General features: G+C 41.1%; 15 protein-coding genes. 7 read left to right on the top strand and 8 right to left on the bottom strand.

The annotated features are described in order from the left end of the window. Window positions 1–184: 184 nt before the first annotated feature. The gene (gene rsmA, locus ABEB05_RS10180) at window positions 185–961 is read right to left on the bottom strand and encodes a 16S rRNA (adenine(1518)-N(6)/adenine(1519)-N(6))-dimethyltransferase RsmA (RefSeq protein WP_265789812.1); all 777 of its coding nucleotides are present in this window, start codon (window positions 959–961) and stop codon (window positions 185–187) included. Window positions 962–1,108: 147 nt separating this feature from the next. Between rsmA and ABEB05_RS10175 the strand changes: the two genes are divergently transcribed. After that, on the top strand, window positions 1,109–2,323 hold the full coding sequence (locus ABEB05_RS10175) for an alanine dehydrogenase (protein ID WP_265789810.1): 1,215 nt from the start codon (window positions 1,109–1,111) through the stop codon (window positions 2,321–2,323). Between the two features lie 456 nt (window positions 2,324–2,779). Here the strand turns inward: ABEB05_RS10175 and acs are convergent, their stop codons facing one another. The 4 genes from acs to ABEB05_RS10155 form a co-directional block, all read right to left on the bottom strand. Further along, the gene (gene acs / locus ABEB05_RS10170; RefSeq protein WP_265789808.1) at window positions 2,780–4,681 is read right to left on the bottom strand and encodes an acetate--CoA ligase; all 1,902 of its coding nucleotides are present in this window, start codon (window positions 4,679–4,681) and stop codon (window positions 2,780–2,782) included. Window positions 4,682–4,854: 173 nt separating this feature from the next. Continuing rightward, window positions 4,855–6,540, bottom strand: coding sequence for a sodium:solute symporter family protein (locus ABEB05_RS10165; protein WP_265789807.1), 1,686 nt, complete (start codon window positions 6,538–6,540; stop codon window positions 4,855–4,857). 27 nt (window positions 6,541–6,567) lie between these two features. Further along, window positions 6,568–6,828 carry a DUF4212 domain-containing protein gene (locus ABEB05_RS10160; protein WP_265789806.1) on the bottom strand — a complete coding sequence of 87 codons (261 nt, stop codon included), beginning with the start codon at window positions 6,826–6,828 and terminating at the stop codon, window positions 6,568–6,570. A gap of 372 nt (window positions 6,829–7,200) precedes the next feature. Beyond that, a complete protein-coding gene (locus ABEB05_RS10155) occupies window positions 7,201–7,788 on the bottom strand; it encodes an RNA polymerase sigma factor (RefSeq protein ID WP_265789805.1) in 588 nt (195 codons plus the stop codon). Between the two features lie 346 nt (window positions 7,789–8,134). Here ABEB05_RS10155 and ABEB05_RS10150 point away from each other — a divergent pair, with 346 nt between their 5' ends. The 3 genes from ABEB05_RS10150 to ABEB05_RS10140 all read left to right on the top strand — a co-directional run bounded on the left by ABEB05_RS10150 (window position 8,135) and on the right by ABEB05_RS10140 (window position 12,074). Next, window positions 8,135–8,335, top strand: a complete 201-nt coding sequence (locus ABEB05_RS10150; protein ID WP_265789804.1) for a hypothetical protein — start codon at window positions 8,135–8,137, stop codon at window positions 8,333–8,335. Window positions 8,336–8,395: 60 nt separating this feature from the next. Next, window positions 8,396–8,596 (top strand): hypothetical protein, encoded by a 201-nt coding sequence (locus ABEB05_RS10145; protein ID WP_265789804.1) that lies wholly within the window; start codon window positions 8,396–8,398, stop codon window positions 8,594–8,596. Window positions 8,597–8,822: 226 nt separating this feature from the next. Next, window positions 8,823–12,074 (top strand): CHAT domain-containing protein, encoded by a 3,252-nt coding sequence (locus ABEB05_RS10140; protein WP_265789803.1) that lies wholly within the window; start codon window positions 8,823–8,825, stop codon window positions 12,072–12,074. Between the two features lie 120 nt (window positions 12,075–12,194). Here ABEB05_RS10140 and ABEB05_RS10135 read toward each other — a convergent pair whose 3' ends face one another. Then, complete coding sequence (locus ABEB05_RS10135) at window positions 12,195–12,965, bottom strand: tetratricopeptide repeat protein (protein ID WP_265789802.1); 771 nt, start codon at window positions 12,963–12,965, stop codon at window positions 12,195–12,197. Between the two features lie 398 nt (window positions 12,966–13,363). Between ABEB05_RS10135 and ABEB05_RS10130 the strand changes: the two genes are divergently transcribed. Beyond that, entirely contained in the window at window positions 13,364–14,854 is a 1,491-nt protein-coding gene (locus tag ABEB05_RS10130) for a TlpA family protein disulfide reductase (protein ID WP_265789801.1), read from the top strand. A 13-nt stretch (window positions 14,855–14,867) separates the two neighbouring features. After that, window positions 14,868–15,989 carry a glycoside hydrolase family 3 protein gene (locus ABEB05_RS10125; protein WP_265789800.1) on the top strand — a complete coding sequence of 374 codons (1,122 nt, stop codon included), beginning with the start codon at window positions 14,868–14,870 and terminating at the stop codon, window positions 15,987–15,989. A 21-nt stretch (window positions 15,990–16,010) separates the two neighbouring features. Here the strand turns inward: ABEB05_RS10125 and ABEB05_RS10120 are convergent, their stop codons facing one another. After that, window positions 16,011–16,919, bottom strand: a complete 909-nt coding sequence (locus ABEB05_RS10120) for a YihY/virulence factor BrkB family protein (protein WP_265789799.1) — start codon at window positions 16,917–16,919, stop codon at window positions 16,011–16,013. 61 nt (window positions 16,920–16,980) lie between these two features. On the opposite strand from ABEB05_RS10120, the gene ABEB05_RS10115 reads away from it, so the two are divergent. Beyond that, window positions 16,981–17,547: a DinB family protein gene (locus ABEB05_RS10115; protein WP_265789797.1), complete on the top strand. Its 567-nt coding sequence runs from the start codon at window positions 16,981–16,983 to the stop codon at window positions 17,545–17,547. Between the two features lie 60 nt (window positions 17,548–17,607). Here the strand turns inward: ABEB05_RS10115 and ABEB05_RS10110 are convergent, their stop codons facing one another. Next, window positions 17,608–19,128, bottom strand: a complete 1,521-nt coding sequence (locus ABEB05_RS10110) for an FG-GAP-like repeat-containing protein (RefSeq protein ID WP_265789796.1) — start codon at window positions 19,126–19,128, stop codon at window positions 17,608–17,610. Window positions 19,129–19,182 lie beyond the last annotated feature (54 nt).

The raw sequence follows: 19,182 nt of genomic DNA, 5'->3' as shown, positions 1-19,182 counted from the left end.
TACTTTTTATAAACTCGTACTAAAAATATGCTTCTTATTTTAGGTTAATAGAGGAGCAAGTACCATACCAAACTCTCATTAACTGCCATTTAATTTTCAAGTTGCCCTCTGATGATAGATTTAAGCCTCTCAGGGTGGTTCCCAGGAAAAATTAAATTTATAGAAAGGATGGGTAGCCGATTTTTCAGGTCAAAATGCCATTCTGCTCAAAATAGTCTGTCAACTTTTCATATATGGAAGGTGGCCATGCTTCAGCCCGTTTATCGAAATCAAATCCCTCAGGCAGCTGATCCTTCGGGATAATCGGCTTTAGGGCATTACTTAATTTTTTACGACGCTGATTAAATGCAGTACGTACTACCGTTTTAAGATTCTTATCACTACAATTCAGCTTACCCTTATCAAAGGTAAGCTTCACCATTGCACTGTCTACATTCGGCTGAGGATTAAAGCAGTTCCGGGATACGGGGAAAAGTATCTCCGGGGTACTCATCAGTTGGGTTTGAACACTTAAAATACCATAATCCTTTGTTCGAATATCAGCGATTAATCGCTCTGCCACTTCTTTTTGCATCATCAAGATAGCACCTGCAAGTACCGAACGATTTTCGAGCAACGAAAACAAAATCTGGCTGGTAATATAATAAGGTAAATTACCTACTACATGGGTTTTGCTTTTACCCACAGAAATATCTTCCCAATCCAAATCCAAAACATTTTGCTGATATATCTCTACATCCTTAAATCTTTGTTGCAATACCTCTACGGCACGCTCATCAAGCTCCACGGCCAGCAGGTCACTAAATCGATCGCTTAAAACACGGGTAAGTGCTCCGGTGCCCGCCCCAACTTCTATAACCCGATCACCTTTTTGGGCCGGAATGGCGTCTACTATTTTATTTATAATATTTTCATCTTTCAGAAAATGCTGTCCTAAACTCTTTTTGGGTCTAATACTCATTGTAAAGTAGGAATTGGATTATGACATTTATTTAGATGTGGATTTAAAATCGTAATTCCACATTCTCAATTCTTAATTGATATTTTGCTTACTGTAGCTACGAAGATTAAATTATTGGGTCTAATATATCTGCCCAAACCCTATTTTATGGATATTAAACCACTCAAAACTGAACAAATTGGCATTCAGACGTTAGAAAAACGGTTAATGAAGTCTGAATCTAAAATCTCTCTTAAAATAGGGCTTCCCAAAGAGGTCTCCAACGATGAACGGCGTATTTCTTTAACACCAGGTGGTGTTTCCATTTTAAAAGCAAATGGGCACGAGGTTTTTATGGAACAGGAGGCGGGAGAAGAAGCCAACTTCTCTGATCAGGAATTTGCTGATGCAGGTGCAGAAGTAGCGTATAGTATAGAAGAAGTTTATAAAAAAGCTAACTTGATCGCTAAAGTAGCTCCGCCCACCCAAGAAGAACTTGAACTGCTTGATAATAATCACATATTACTATCGGCCCTTCATTTGGGCAATGCTACGGAAAAATTTATTAATACCCTTATCAATAAATGTATTACCGCTATCGGCTTTGAATTTATTAAAGGAGAAGATAAAGAATTCCCAATCGTACGGATGATGCACGAGATTACTGGTTCGATGGCGGTTCAAGTTGGCGCACACTACCTTGAGAAAGGAGAAGGTGGACAAGGTATCATGCTGGGAGGCATTTCAGGTATTCCACCGGCTACGGTCGTCATTCTCGGAGCTGGCATTACTGCAGAATATGCTGCCCGGACTGCCCTAGGATATGGTGCCCAGGTTTTTGTTATGGATAACGATTTGGCACGACTCCGGCATCTTGAAAATGCTCTTGATCGGCGAATTATCACGGCTACTGCCAATTACCAATATTTGTCTTCTGCTCTTGAGCATGCCGATGTGGTTATCGGAGCAGCAATGCAGGAAGGGGAACGGGCTCCCTGTCTGGTTAGTGAACCTATGGTGGCCAATATGAAAGCCGGCAGCGTAATTGTAGACACAGTTATTGATCAGGGCGGATGCATTGCTACAAGCAGGGCTACCAGCCATTCTATGCCTACCTATACCGTCCATGATGTTATCCATTACTGTGTACCCAATATTCCATCCAATGTTGCCCGGACAGCTACCTACGCACTCAATAATGTACTTGTTCCCTATTTATTGGCTATTGGAGATGCGGGGGGTATTAAAGAATGCCTATGGAGCAACACTGCTCTTCGCAACGGTACTTATGTGTATAAAAAACATCTCACAAAAAAATCGCTGGCTGAACTTTTTGACATGCCTTTCCGGGAAATAGAGATGCTTATAGCCAGTCAAATTTAAAGCAGGATTATTTGGTCTTCTCTATGGTTCACCCCGAATTAAGATCCAAAAATTTCAGGCGTATCAGTGTTATAAACTGGCTGCTTATCCTTCCCCTTTTAGTTCTTTTTGCCTGGCCCTTTTTTTATATCGCTCAATTTCTAAATATTTCAACTAATATTAGCTATACTGGCGCCTTCTTCTTTGCCCTCCCCTTTACCATAACTATTTTGCACGGCCATGTAACTATGGCACTCGGAGAATTACACAGGCATCACTACTACAGCTGGCTTAAAACAAAACCTTATAGCTATGGATTGCTTTTCCATCCCCTTTTAAAACGTACCCGGTTTAGACTCTTCTTATTGTCGGCAAGTCTAATACTCTTGATTATCGGCTCCGTTATAGCATAATAAAAAAGCCGGTACCTGTTTAGGTACCGACTCTCATAAAGGTTAAAAAATCAAACTATACAGTTCAGAATGCTTCTCCTGCTCTGATCTCCTCAACCACTTCAGGATTTAAAAGGGTGGAAATATCTCCCAAATCATCAGCCTCACCAGCTGCAACCTTACGCAAAACCCGGCGCATAATCTTGCCCGACCGCGTTTTGGGAAGTCCGGATACAATCTGGACTTTTCCTGCTTTCGCTATCGGACTAATAGTCTCCGTGATTAAATCGTTGATTTCCTCTTTGAATGTTTCCGGATCGTCGATATCCTGGTTACAGATCGTAAATGCAAAAACACCTTCTCCTTTCACATCGTGTGGATAACCAACTACAGCCGATTCCACTACTTTTTTGTGATCGTCAATAGCATCTTCAATTTCAGCAGTTCCCAAGCGATGCCCGGATACATTCAACACATCGTCTACCCTACCAGTAATGCGATAATATCCATCCTCATCACGTCGGCAACCATCACCTGTGAGATAGTATCCCGGGAATTTATTAAAATAAGTATCCATATAGCGTTCATGATTCCCCCAGATACCTCTCGTTACCCCAGGCCACGGATTAGAAATCACCAAATTGCCCTGCCCTTTAGTTTCGGTAATCTCGTTCCCTTCGTCATCTAACAGGGCGGGCTCTATACCGGGTAGCGGCAATGTTGCAAATCCGGGTTTGGTTGGAGTTACACCAGCTAATGGAGAAATCATAATACCTGCCGTTTCTGTCTGCCACCATGTATCCACAATGGGACATTCTCCATTGCCTATTTCTTCATCGTACCAGTGCCATGCCTCTTCATTGATAGGCTCACCAACCGTACCCAGTACCTTCAGCGAGCTCAGATCATAGCGGTGCACATAATCAATATCCTCCTTCATCAGTGCCCGGATGGCTGTTGGAGCGGTGTAAAAATGGGTAACATCATATTTTTCAACAACTTCCCAAAGCCGGCCTGGATCTGGATAAGTAGGCGTACTTTCAAAAATAATCCCGGACACTCCATTCAACAAAGGACCGTAAATGATATACGAATGCCCCGTAATCCATCCGGCATCGGCGGTACACCAGTATACATCATCTTCTTCAATCTGAAATACATTGCGAAGAGTATAACTGGTATACACCATATATCCTCCACAAGTATGAACCTGCCCCTTGGGCTTGCCCGTGGAACCGGAAGTATATAGAATAAACAGTGGATCTTCGGCATCCATGGCAACCGCTTCATGCTCCTTAGAAACATTGCGCATCAACAAATGCCACCATTCATCTCTTCCTTCTTCCCATTCAATCTCATTATCGGCATGCTGGCATACAATTACACTTTCAATAGTCGGACAATTTTCCAACGCCTCGTCAGAAATTTCTTTGAGGGGAACCAATTTATTTCCGCGCCGAAGTCCATCGTTAGTAATCAACATCTTGGCATCGCAATCCTGGATACGATCAGCCAGCGACTGTGCAGAGAAACCGGCAAATACAATAGAGTGAACTGCCCCAATACGAGCGCAGGCCAAAGCAGCAATGGCTATTTCCGGTGTCATAGCCATATAAATAGCAACCCGATCGCCTTTCTTTATTCCTTTTGATTCTAAAACATTCGCAAATTTGCATACTTCTTCGTGAAGTGTTTCATAAGAAATAGTACGCTTAAGAGCATCCGGCTGATTGGGCTCAAATATAAAGGCTGTCTTATCTCCCCGTTCTTCGAGATGACGGTCCAGGCAATTCTCAACAATATTCAGTTTACCGCCTTCAAACCACTTAACATTTCCTTCTTCAAAACTGCCACTCTGCACTTTATCCCAGGGCTCATGCCAGTCAAAAGTCTTTGCATAATCAGCCCAAAAATCTTCTGGCTCCTCAATACTTTTTTGATAAACTTTTTTATAATCCTCAAAAGAACTAATCGTATGCTCCTTCATAATATTTGCCAATTCAATTGTAATTAGTTATTCATTTTCCCTTTAAGCCGTATGTTACATAATTCAGAGAGATAATCAAGTTTTACATAATTTTTTACGTTTCTTTTTGCCCTAACATTTTTTTCGGGATAAATATACATACTTATATATATTCTCGTACTAAAACAATTTCCCTATTCCTCCACGGCCTCCTGGGGATATCGGATTTTATCTACCAACTCCCTTATTTTTTGGGGAGGCGCCTCAGTCATTCGGGATACGGTTATCGCTACCGTTAAATTGACCATCATAGCCACCGAGCCAAATCCTTCCGGAGAAATACCGAACCACCAATCCTCTTCGACACCACCGCCGAAACCACCCAGCTTGTATTTAATCATATAAAATAGCATTAAAAGCATTCCTACTATCATTCCGCTGATCGCCCCCTGCCGATTCATTCGCTTGTCAAAAATTCCTAACAGGATAGCCGGGAAGAAAGAAGCAGCGGCCAATCCAAAAGCCAAGGCAACGGTTGCTGCTACAAAGCCCGGGGGATTAATCCCAAAATAGCCCGCGACTCCGACTGCAAATCCGGCGGCTACGCGGGCCCAGATAAGCTCTCCTTTTTCCGTAATTTCAGGCATAATCTGTTTCTTAATCAAATCATGCGATATACTGGTAGAAATAACCAACAAAAGACCCGCAGCTGTAGAAAGGGCCGCGGCCAGTCCTCCAGCCGCAACTAATGCAATAACCCAGTTAGGCAAATTTGCTATCTCCGGATTTGCCAGCACCATAATATCCCGGTCAATAGTAAGTTCATTTCTTTTCTCATTAGCCACATACTGAATCTTTCCGTCTTCATTTTTGTCATCAAAGCTTAACAGACCGGTTTTTTCCCAATTATTAAACCAAGCCGGTACTTCCGAATACTCTTCCTCGGAAACGGTTTCTATAAGATTGGTCTTGGCAAAAGCGGAAATAGCCGGGGCCGTTGTATAAAGAATAGCAATAAATAGAAGAGCATACCCTACCGACATCCGGGCATCCCGAACTTTGGGAACCGTAAAAAATCGAACAATGACATGGGGCAGTCCTGCTGTTCCCACCATCAGTGCCAAAGTAATAGCAAAGACATCAATAGTAGACTTTGTTCCTGATGTATATTCTGCGAAACCCAGCTCCACATGCAGTTGGTTCAGCTTCTCCAACAGATAAGTCCCCGAACCGTCGGCAAGAGTTCCTCCAAATCCAATTTGGGGTATTACATTGCCCGTTAGCTGAAAAGAAATAAAAAAGGCAGGGACCATATAGGCAAAAATAAGGATACAATACTGGGCAACCTGCGTGTAGGTAATCCCTTTCATTCCACCCAATACGGCATAAAAGAAAACCACGATCATTCCAATATACACACCAGTATTGATTGATACTTCAAGAAAACGGGCAAAAACAACGCCCACCCCTCTCATCTGTCCCGCTACGTAGGTAAACGAAACAATGACTGCACAAATAACGGCTACCGTTCGTGCTACATTTGAGTAATAACGGTCCCCAATAAAATCAGGAACAGTAAATTTCCCGAATTTTCTAAGGTAAGGAGCTAACAACAGAGCCAAAAGTACATATCCGCCGGTCCAACCCATAAGGTAAACCCCTCCATCATATCCCATAAAGGCAATAAGACCCGCCATCGAGATAAAAGATGCTGCTGACATCCAGTCCGCAGCTGTAGCCATTCCGTTGGCCAGGGGGTGGACTTTACTGCCGGCTATATAGAAATCTTTTGTAGACCCTACCCGCGCCCATATAGCAATACCTATATATAAGATAAAAGTGAGCCCTACCAGTAAATATGTCCACGTTTGAATATCCATAAGCAAGCTGTAAATCGGGGTTAAAAGTCAGTCTTCTCGTACGCCATATTTTCTGTCAAGGCGGTTCATCAGCCATACATACACAAAAATCAGGATCACAAACACATAGATAGATCCCTGGTGAGCAAACCAAAACCCCAGTTTAAATCCACCTATCCGGATGGTATTCAGAGGTTCTGCCAATAGAATGCCAAATACAAAAGAAACCAGAAACCAAATTCCCAAAAGTATTCCCACATAGCGAAGATTGGCCCGCCAATATGCTTCCATTTGTTCTTTATTTCCCATATCTACCTATTATTTAATCCCTTACTGAAGTTAAGATACGCTTGTCTTAACAATCTATTTATCCATCTGACAGTATTAATATAAATGGTCCGTTATAATCCCTATAGCGAAAACATTCTCAAAAATTTTAATTCGTAACTATATAAATATAGGCGTGAAATGCAAATACTCTCTCAACCTCTATGAACTTTTTTCGAACCCGTGGGATGATCATCAAAGATTGCTGCTGGTAGCCCTATAAAATGGGAACAAGAAGCAAAATGGCTGGGGAAATTTTTAAGCAATTTTTTCTAATCACAAAGACGAGTATAATAGGAATAGATAGTTCTTAGAAAGGCATTCCTGAACATCGAAAATAATCAAAGCAATGACCTATTTATTCCATTTCCGCTGGAAACAGTAATGAAGACGCTCTAAAATTCGCGATTTCCGGGTTCTCATACTGGCTTGTGAAATCCCAAAATGCCTGCTTGCATCTTCAGTAGAAATATTTGGCCGCTCCATCAGATATTCGATAAACTCCCTATATTCTTCTTTTAGGTTATCCAGGCAGGCCTCTAAAATTTTCTGCCGGTCTTCATCCATCAGGTTTTGGACCTGGTCCCCGGGGTCCACAAAGTGTCCTTCATAATTATCTTGTTCTTCATAATCATGATTATCTAAAGACTCCAATCGCCGGTTTTCTTTTTTAAGCGTGAAATACTCGTTGCGGCATATTTTTAACAGGTAAGCAAATATCCTTTTCTCATCCTTGATGTTTCCCTGTATAATCTGCTCATATGCAATGGTAAGCGCTCGCTGGACACATTCTTCCCTATCATCCTGACTGGCATCCAGAACCACACGCATGTAGTCCCGCAAACGGTAAGTAAGTTCTTTCAACAGCTCGTTTACCTCTCCCTCCCGATTCTGTTGAAGAGCATCAATAATTTCGGAATAATCGACTTTGGAAAAACTCAAAATGATATATGCATCTTATTTGCAGAAAAAATAGGTCCCCAATCAACGGTATCTTCTATTTTGAATATATAACTATTCTCTTGCCATCCAAATTACAATCCGGCTTCCTTAAAAACCAATTCCTCTCTAAATAGTTGTTTTATATAAAGTTATATTATATAGTTAATCTATATTTATGCTGTTTTGCAAGAAAATAACTCAAAAATAAACTTTTTTGTAACAAATTGCTTGCAAAATACTCTTGTATAAATGAAGGGGGTCTGTATGTTTATCTCGAAGCAGGCTCAATGGCTTATTTTCACTTTTATATTAATTACTCATAATCAAATAATAAAAAGGACTCATTATGAAATCTCTCATTAAAAAATTCGTCGCTCTCACTTTCATCGTAGCTTTATTCGCCGGTTGTGCTTCTTCTGTTACTGATCCCGGACTTTCTCAGCAGCCCGAACAGCCTGCAACGGAGCAAGTAACGCCCGACCAGCCTGACAACCCCGGTTTTGGTACAGATGCTGAAATGAGCCCTATTGTTGACAAGCCAGAATAACAAATATAATCAGTGATATTTCTTCTACAATTATAGCTGTAGTCAAAAAAAAGATAAATTATGAAATCTCTCATTAAAAAATTCGTCGCTCTCACTTTCATCGTAGCTTTATTCGCCGGTTGTGCTTCTTCTGTTACTGATCCCGGACTTTCTCAGCAGCCCGAACAGCCTGCAACGGAGCAAGTAACGCCCGACCAGCCTGACAACCCCGGTTTTGGTACAGATGCTGAAATGAGCCCTATTGTTGACAAGCCAGAATAAAATTTTTGGAATTTCTTCTGTAATGCTTGACCAATCATCAGTTCAAATATTTTCTTTCAGGTCTCAATGCAGTGTTTGGGCAAACCAGTTCATTATTATGAATCATTCTAAATGCCGGAAGGTAGAAGGGCCGTCACATTAAAATAAATTTATGTTTCGATAAGTTTGGGATATTTCTTTATATCTTTAGTTAACAAGCCCTCATTAACTCATACTTATCATCGCAATGCGGCTCCTTCTACTTCTTGGCATTCTTCAGCTTGTACAGGGCCCGGAAAATCATCCTGAAAATGTACGGCAGGCCTTTACCCAGGCGGAGCATTATATACAGGAAATTGAGGAAGGACGAAATACGGATGAAAACCTGTGGGCGCTTACTCTCATAACCTCCGATAACAAAAACGTAAAAACTTTTGTCGAACAGAAAGTCCGTGAACAAGGACTTAACGAGGGCCCTCTGTCTCTTTTTAAGAGTATTGAGAATTCAACTGCTAAGCAGCTGAAAAAAGTGGTGTTTGAAACGGGTTCGGCCGATCTCCTGATCGCCCTCCTGCTTCAAGATCTCCCCAATAAGCGGCAGCTGTACGAGGATTTTACTTCTAACCATACTTTTCCAGGAGGTTTTAGCAATATCAATTACCAGGATATGAGTAATGCGATCATTGCCAATGACCGTATTACAGATGAAATGCTCCCCACAAAATCCTTTCGGCTGCCTCATTTTTTCCTGCTCACCCACCCAGATCGACGCCAATATTTATCCGAGAGCTATATTACACAGCTAGCTTACCAATGGCAGAATAACCGATCTGTAATCAACCATAGAGGACCTCACCTACCCGCCTTTACTTTGATGCAGGCGCTCTACCTGTTGGACCGCTATTCACAAATTACCCCACTCTATAATACGTTAATAAATGATCATTGGTTTCCCGCTTCTTCGCTTAAGTTAAGAATTTACCGGTACCTTGATTATGCCATGTATAGGACCGGATATTTTGACCGCAACTTAACCATTACAAGAAATTATCTCCTGCCCCTCACCAAATATACAAATGACAAAAAGGCGGAACTCAGTGTCAGAACCTTGCAAGGGGTCTATTTATATAGTATTGGAAAAATACAGCGAGCCAAAGAAGTGTATACCCAGGTATTGGAAGAGGCAAATAGCAATAATATTCCCATTAATCGCTCTTCGCTCTATAACAACCTGGGAATCACCTATCATAAATTGGGAGAATATGATCGGTACCTAGACCTTCAATTCCAAGCCCTGGAAACAGCCCAACAACAAGGGAACTATTCGCACCAGCTGGAAATCTATAACAATCTTTTTGTTTACTATAAACAGACTAATGATTTATCCAATGCTCTAAATTACATTGAACAGGCTGAAAAACTAGCTAAAGAACTGGGGAATCCTACTGACTTGGGGAAAATTTATACCTTTTTAGGTTCATTCTACCGGGAATTCCAAAATAATTTTGAAAAAGCACATGAATATTTTTTAAATGCTGAACAAGCCTTAGATCCACAAAATGACTCCAGATACTATATCTACCTTCTCAATGAAGAATCGCAGACATTTGAGAAACAGCAAAAATTTGAAAAAGCCTTAATAAGATATGATCGGATTATCGAACTAACTCCACAAGAAGACAACCCCAACTATATCGATGCGATAGTGAATAAAGCTAGGATTCATCTGAAACAGCATCAAATATCAAAAGCAGAGACTCTTGTTAAAGAATTTAGTCAGCTTGACCTAAGCAAACTTAACTTTGAACAGCTTGTGAAAGCCAATACCGTCAGGGCGCAGCTGCTCCACGAAAAAGGTCAGCCTGAAGAAGCACTGGCGATTTTAACTCCTACCATTGAGCAGGTCGTGGAACGGGCTCAAAGCAGCACGGACCTTCAGTCCGGGTTTTGGCATGTCGCCGATGAATATATTGATGCTTTTGAGCTAACGGCGTCTATTTATAGGGATAGTGATCAGCCTGCCCAGGCCGTCAACCTTTTAGACCGATTAAAAACCATTAATGATGCGTCCATTTATCAAAATCCACTGATCCGGGCCAGCCTGCTGAGTGAGTCGGAACTCACTCAGTACAAAAATATTACGAACCAGCTGGACGCCAAACGCAAGAGATTACTTACCCTTCCCCAGGATGAGCAATTTCAGGTTCAGCAGGAAATCAATGAGCTTAATCTCCAGAAAAGAAAGTTTGACCGGAAAATCTCTTCACAATCTGATGTACAGCCGATACCCATACCTGAAGTCCAGCGTAAGCTTTCTGCTCATCAATTGGTACTACACATCACCGAACTGAAGGACCAATACTATATAGCCAAAATTACCCGTTCTGATGTAAATGTTGATGTCATTCTGCTCGATGAAAAAAGACGTAAGCTCTTTGAGGGTTCTGTCGAGCAACTGGCCAATAACTCAACGAATCTCGACTCACTGTACGCCGTCTCTCAACTGCTGAATATTGATGAGCTGCCCAGCCGCATTGAAGAAATTACCATTATCCCGGACAGTTACCTCTATCAGCTTCCGGTAGATGTCTTACCTATAGAAAAGCCGGCTCATAAATTCAGTTACGGGGAAAGCCGGTATGCTATAGAACGTTTTGACATCCACTACCTGACTTCTCTGAACGACTTTAAAACGGAGGCACAGACCAATAATACCGATTCAACGAATGAGTGGAATTACATAGGTTATGGGGTATCAAACTTTGACGGCTTCCCAAGCAAAAACCTGGTTCCCCTTCCCTTTGCAGAAGCAGAAGTGAATACCATTAAGGACCGGTTGACGCGCCTTAACAATCTCAAAACTTATACCAATAATGCGTCACAAAAAGAAACTTTTACCCAATCTGCTCAAAATGGACGAATTCTGCACTTGGCCACACACAGTGAAGTTTCTGAGAGAGATCCGCTTTTTTCAACGATCTACATGGCTAATAACTCAACAGAAAAAGACAGTGCATTTAGTAATCAACTATTTGCATATGAGCTCTTTGAGTTAAATCTCAATAATGAAATGATCATGCTTAATTCCTGCAAGTCGGGGTCGGGACCCTATATCCGGGGATCCGGAATCATGGGATTCAGCCGGGCCTTACAATATGCCGGAGCACAATCGCTCGTACTGAATATATGGTCGGTCAATGATATGCTCGCCTCAGACTTTGCAATCCATTTCTATGATCAGCTTAATGAGGGGAAATCCAAATCTGAAGCCCTTCAAGCTACCAAACGATACTTCCTGGAGACAAAGAATGCAAGTCCGCATCTCTGGGGTCCTTATATGCTGATTGGTGATACCGAGCCTATTGTACATCCCAACCGAAGAACAAATCTGGCTATAGCTGGGATCTTCTTACTCTACTTTTTGATTATTATAATATTGACTTTGTTCAAAGAGAAGGGAGTCCTATTTCAATCTTCTAACGGCTCAGTATCCGTATAGTTGTATAAGATGAAATAGGAATATTAGAAATTTAACTAACTGAGTTGATATAATGTAGATGTAGTACCAGACTCTATTATATAGTAGTAACTAACTATATATATCCTACATACACTATCCTTATCTAGTAGTAGTATTATTATTGTTGTTATTCAAACTTTTAAGATAGCGTTCTGTTACGCGGCGATACGCTCCGTTCAAGTCATAGGCTTTTCTAATATCAGTTTTAGCTTCTGCAATTTGATCCTTCTGCAAATAAGCGTTTCCTCGATACCACAGTGCTTTTTCCAGCAGTAAGAGTCCCAATTTTTCTTTATCTGCCCTTTCTATAATCCAGCTGTACTGTTCAATTGCCTTATCGTACTGCTCTTGGTTATAGAACAAAGATCCCAATGTCATATTCAAGCGGGCTATCTGTTCTGTTTCTTCAACCTTATCTATCTCTTCTTCTAAGAGAGAAATAGCTTTATCTATTTCACCACTATTTGCAAGAGCTACGGCATCACGTATCAACTTATCACTATCGCGATCGGTAACAGTGCCATCTGCAGAACGATAATATTCAAGTTCAACATCCGGAATCGGGCTAACCAATCCGACAGATTCTTGATTAGATAAGTTCATTACGCCCAATACGGCAATTAACAATGCTATCACTGCAGCCGCCGCATAGTAAATATAGCTTTTCTTCGTCTCCTGTACCTGCTCTTCCTCTTCTTTTTTGTCTTCTACTACAGACTTCAAATTAGCTACACTCTTCATATAATCCAGATACTCCCCCTTCTCTACAAGCTCTGCCCAAAGTTCATCTACTTCCCCAGGCGAAAGTTGGCCATCCAGATATTGTTCAATTTTTCCTTTTAGCTCTTCGTTATTTAGACGCTCATTCATAATTCCACTTTTTAAAATTTATGCAGAAAAATACATTGTGAGATCAAAAGGTATTATATATATGAGTCTTCATCACTCTTTACTCACAACAATTATTGCTATTTATTCCAGTTGTTGCCTTGAGGACTTCCCCTAATCAGACATTTAGATCATCCCCTCAATTAACAAGAGTGTTTAACAAGCAATTTGTTACAAAAAAGTTTGAAAAACTTTTATTGATGCTCTACAGGATCACTCAAGAACTATCTCAATGAATAATGCTCTTTTCTTGTTATAAGATTAATCAAATCAATCTGTCTTACAAATTTTTTCTACTCATTTTTTAATGATAGATTATTGCTTCCTTATAGGACTTATTGTCTCTAGTTAAAACTTTCTGACAAACGGTTATCCCCAAAATGTATATATACGCTCACGTTCATATAACAATACTCCTTGGACTTTGCACGTTACTGCTCATCGGTTGTGAGAACAACTTTGAAAACGGCAACGGCAAGCAATCTAATAATATCACTTCGATTGAAGGAGTTATTGATTATGTAGGCTCTGCAGAAATATATATCAGCAAGCAGCCTATACACTATAAATATGCAGATAAAATAACTTATCCCTTTGAGCCTGATAATAACGGAAATTTTCAGGTTGATCTCCCCGTGGATTCAACCCAGCTCGTGCGACTTTTCATTGACGATCAGCATTACCCGCTACTCGTAGATCCTGGTAATTCGCTTAATCTAACAATCCAACGCAATCAATTCCCTAAATCGGTAGAAGTGAAGGGCTATTCTGAACCCTGGGACAGTCTTTATGCGGACTATTGGAATGAAGAGCAGCAGATACTCTCTCAAATAGAGAAACAACTCCCGGCCTTCCGAGAAGGTGAATCAACACAAGTCACCAATCTATATCAAAAACGTTATAAACTTGCAGAGAATTACTTTAAGGATACTCCCTTGCGCCCCCTGTATTATCGCACGGTAGGCGAATACCTTGTAAAACGGCTGGAAGATATTCGTTACCGAAGAGAACAGCCCGAATTTGCACCCGACAAAGAACGTCAGGCTGTAATAAAAGAAGCCAAAGAGCTTCATTTTTTTGAATTTAATACTCTCCATGCCCAACGGGCCGGCATCCGGGACTTTACCAATGCCTATGCAAACACCTTTGGCGTAGCGGATAGCATCGAAGAAGAATACGGGCAGTCACTTATGGAATATGATATCAAACGTCTGGGTTATGAAACTCTTGATTCCGCCCGTACTGCGGTTTTACAGCATGTCGAAGATCGACGGGCCAAAGCATACGCCAGAATGCACCTCGTCGCAGAAAGATTAGGTGAAATGCCCCTGGAGATCGCCACTCCCAGTTATGAACGGTTTATTGAGGATTATTCATCCGACTATCCGAGATACACAGACTTTCTTAAAAACTTTTATGAGGAGCTAAAACGTGTCTCCCCGGGACAACCAGCCATCCCCTTCACTCTACCAAATAGTGAAGAAGAAATAGTTGAAATGAAAGATTTCAGAGGGAAGTATGTACTCCTGGACTTTTGGGCTAGCTGGTGTATTCCATGCCTGGATGAATTTGCATCGATGAAAAAACTATATAATACCTATTCACGCGATGAGTTTGAGATTGTAGCAATATCCATTGAAGAGGATAGTCTGCGCTGGAGGCAGGCCATACAGCAGTTCGACAATCCCTGGCCTCAACTTTACGGCGGAAATGGATTCCAGCAATCTACTTTTAAATCGTACCGGGGTGGAGGCATTCCCTTCTATATCTTGGTTGATCCCGAAGGGACTATTATACGATATAACGATATTCGTCCCTCTTTTAATTTACCAGAAGTGTTAGACAGCCTCATTACCAAGCCTAACGAATAGGAATCGCAGACTTATGAAACCACTAATACTCTCACTTGCCTTACTTTTTACCTTTGCTGGCAGTGCGTGCAGCCAGCAGGATACCAACGAATCACATACTGAAGATGTCTCTCTCAATAAAAAAATTGGAGAAATGCTGAACATTGGTTTCCGGGGGATGACTATTGCAGATACCAATCATATCGTACGAGATATCACCAAATACCATCTGGGCGGTGTCACTTTATTTGATTATGATGTACCCCTCGGCAAGGCGGAAAGAAATATCAAGTCACCAGAGCAGTTAAAAACCCTGATAAATGACTTGCAATCGCTCTCCGAAACTCCTTTGATCGTAGCCATTGATCAGGAAGGAGGAAAAGTAGCGAGACTTAAACCTAATCGCGGTTTCCCGGCCTCTGTATCCGCACAGTATCTGGGTCAACTAAATAATTTGGACAGTACCCGTTATTATGCCCGACAAACAGCGGAAATGCTTTCTGACCTCGGTATAAATACCAATCTTGCACCGGTAGTGGACGTCAATACCAATCCGGATAACCCGGTTATTGGTGGACTTGAACGTAGTTTTTCCTCAGATCCACAGGAAGTTACAAATCATGCCAAAACCTATATAAAGGTCCTTCATGAACATGATATCTTAACTACCTTAAAACACTTCCCCGGGCACGGGAGCTCAGAAAAAGACTCACATCTTGGGGTTGTAGATGTGACGGATACCTGGTCAGCTAATGAACTCATTCCTTACCGGGAGCTCATTGACTCAGGCTTGGTCGATTTAATTATGACTGCTCATATTTACAACGCCCGATGGGATTCCTCCTATCCGGCAACTTTATCCAAACCGGTCATTACCGGGATGCTTCGGGACAGCCTTAGCTATGACGGAGTCGTAATCTCTGATGATCTGATGATGGGAGCTATTCGCAAAGAATACGGACTTAAAACGGCTATCCGGCAGGCAATCAATGCCGGGGTCGATATTCTTTCTTTTGCTAATAACTCCGTATATGACCCAGAGATCGTTCCCAAAGCAAACCGCCTTATTAAAGAACTACTAAAGGAGGGAGAAATATCCGAAGATCAAATTGACCAGTCTTATAACCGTATAATAACGGTGAAGGAGGAGTTGTAATATGCAACAAAATAATTGAAGCTAATGGTATTTATCTCCGGAATACCAATCGCTTCTGAGGGATGCATTCCAATACGGACGGATCCTTCGCCCAAAACGCTGTGTAAATACTTGTGTAAAAATAGCACCAATTAGCATGACCTGAACATTGTAGTATATCCAAATAAGATAAATCACAAATGATCCGGCCGCTTTGTATACCGGCTGAAGAGCAGAAGCGCTCAGATACCAATCAACCAATGCCTTTCCGACCAAAACAAGAATTGTAGTCACCAGCGCCCCCACTGCAATATCCCTGAAGCGGGCTTCGATATCGGGTAAAAATTTAAATAACGCGGTAAAAAAGGTAAAAGCCAACACAATATTGGTCAATCTGCTGCCCAGCTGGATTAAAAACAAGTCATCCCTACCAAAGAGCGGCATCAACACTTGATCCATCACATGCAGCACGCTTTCAGAAGCTAATCCCAGGATAAATAATAAACTGAGGGAGCCCACAAACAGCAACCCTTTAAAACGGTCCCATAAAAAATATCTAACTACCCCAATTTTCGGATTTTCAATCCCCCATATTCTATTCAGCGTATACTTTACCTGTGAAAGCAGCTTTGTGGCACCAAATATAAGTACAACACTGGCAATCACGGAAGACCAGAATCCAGTCATATTTTCTGTTGAAGACCGGATCATCCCCTGTATGGGTTCAGTAAGATTAGGACCTGCTATTGAACTCAACCATTTTATGAGTTCCGCTTGTCCCAGTTCACTGCCCAGAAAAATACTGACCAGCCAAATAATAATTATCAGTAACGGAACCGTAGAAAATATAGCGTAAAAAGCAATAGCAGCGCCATACAGGCCGATATTAATTTCTGATACTCGCTTATAGGTTACTTGAAGAAGCTCTTGTATATTCTTTAATAGTTTCACAACATTTTATTAAAAGATACTTGCTACTAAATTAGCTCAAACCCTCTTTTTTTAATTTACCATGCAATATAGCTATAGTTGGTATATCCATCAGTTTGAGGAATCTAAAGAACAGGCGAATCAATTCCTTCATTCCATTGATAATACATACTTCTTACGACGTCCCAACCAAGACCAATGGTGTGTTGCCGAATGCTACGACCATCTCATTAAATTTGGAAATATTTACCTGGATAATTTGTCGGAGCAGCTTTCCACAGCTCAACAAGCTGGTGAGCTTCCACCAACCTTCCCACCACGTTGGCTATGGAAAAAAGTGGCGGATTTCTTTGAGCCTCCCTATACCCTCAAGCTTAGTACCATTTCCTCGATGCAGCCTGATATAATACAGGCCGAGTATACTAAAGCGGATTTATTAAATAAATATATCGAACTACAGGACCGATACATCAATCAATTGAAACATTCCAAAGATAAGGCCATTCATTTAAATGAAATGTGGATCCCTCATCCTATCATGTCCTTTTTAAAACTAAGTGCCTCAGAATATTACCTGTTAGCGGCCGCCCATCAGCGGCGCCACCAGTGGCAGGCTGAGCAGATATTGGATACCTTAAAAAATAGCTAAGTAAGTAATAGAGTAAATAGTAAGAACGATCTAAAACCTAGTTACTCTCAGTTGAGGTCTTTATTGCGTATTATTCAATAACAGTATAAAAGGTAAGCTTGTATTCCAGTTTTGGTTTAAATTCCCCTCACCAATAAACTGCCGGGAATGATTACCCAATATGATATCCAAATCGCCATCTCCTTCAAAATCACCTACATCCATGGTTAACCAACGACCCAAATGGTGAATATCAAGCGTCTTAGGGGTAAATGATAAGGGCTGATCTTGTTCCAGATAGACAAAAGATTCCGAGGGATCATTTTTAAGATCAGCGAAGAATGCATGGGCTACAATATCTAAATCGCCATCGCCATCAAAATCTTTAGCAACCGCCTCTGTTGCACCATTCAGTTGATAAAAGTATTCCTGCTCAAAGGTAAAATCTCCCTGATTGATGAAAATATAGATGCCATGATAGGGTTTTAAAATCTGTGAATAATCTGCATTATCACCTGAGGTATAGAGGATATCAATATTCCCATCCCTATTAAAATCTTCCAGCTGGAAACTGGTTGAACCGTAAACAGGCGGTAAACGAATAATATTATCTTGATTAAATCCGCCTTTTTTATCATTTAGCATCAACCAGATACCTTCATCTCCATGCGCGAACAATACCATAATATCGAGCCAACCATCACTGTTAAAATCGCCGGTTTCGGCATCAACTGCTCCCGGGACCGGACGAATAATTTTTTTCTTAAATTGGCGATTACCCTGCTGTTCAAGCAGATATAGTCCTCCTTTTTGATGACCAAAACCACAGACGACCCAGTCTTGGAGCCCATTATTATTAAAGTCGCCACTAACAGAATGTACAGGTCGTGGAAGCCCTTCGGCAATAGTTCTAATAGAATCATTTTCCATATTTAATTCCCACACCTTCCCGTTTGCAATATCTACAGGAGGCAATGTCCCAATTGATGTAAATATTCCGTATTGCTGTCCCGTTGAGTCTTTCAAAAATGAACTGTGGACTCCTGCTATTTTTAACTCTTCAATGGGAGAAGGCTCTAAATCACGGTTCCACCGGAATAGCCTTTTCTGCGTGCCATCACTGGTATAGATGGTATGGTTGGAAGGATGAAAAGCGACCAAGGTGTTAGCAGCAACATTTTTCGAGGTATCGGCTTGGTGAGGCTTACGGATTGAAAACAGAGAAGAATCCTTCTTTACCTGGTGATTGCTAGAAGGAATTTCAAGAGAATCGGGAGCATTTTGTGCAAAGAATCTAACAATTTTCTGCCACTCTTCAATGGAAACTTGCGAACCTTTGGGATCCGGGTAGTATTGCTTTTTTCTATATACCCTGATACCTAATTTAGGTGCCATTACAGGTAATATATTATCCTGCCAAGTCTCTTTATCCAAATATCTGGGAGCTACAGGCGCATGGCAACTACCACAATATTGATTTGCCAGTCTTTCTCCTTCCCGCATATTAATATCCGTAGCCCCGGGGGAAGAATTATCACTCTGACACCCCAACATGAAACAAATAAATAATGTAAACAGTACTCTGATATATGTTTTATTCATTTCTATATCTTTTACTGGGATCTATCATAAACAAAAGGAATCAAGGAATCTGGC

Origin of the sequence: Fodinibius salicampi (genome assembly GCF_039545095.1) — a bacterium.
Lineage (GTDB): Bacteria > Bacteroidota > Rhodothermia > Balneolales > Balneolaceae > Fodinibius > Fodinibius salicampi.
The sequence above is the reverse complement of the archived record's forward strand: the minus strand, read 5'-3'. Positions and strand labels throughout refer to the sequence as shown.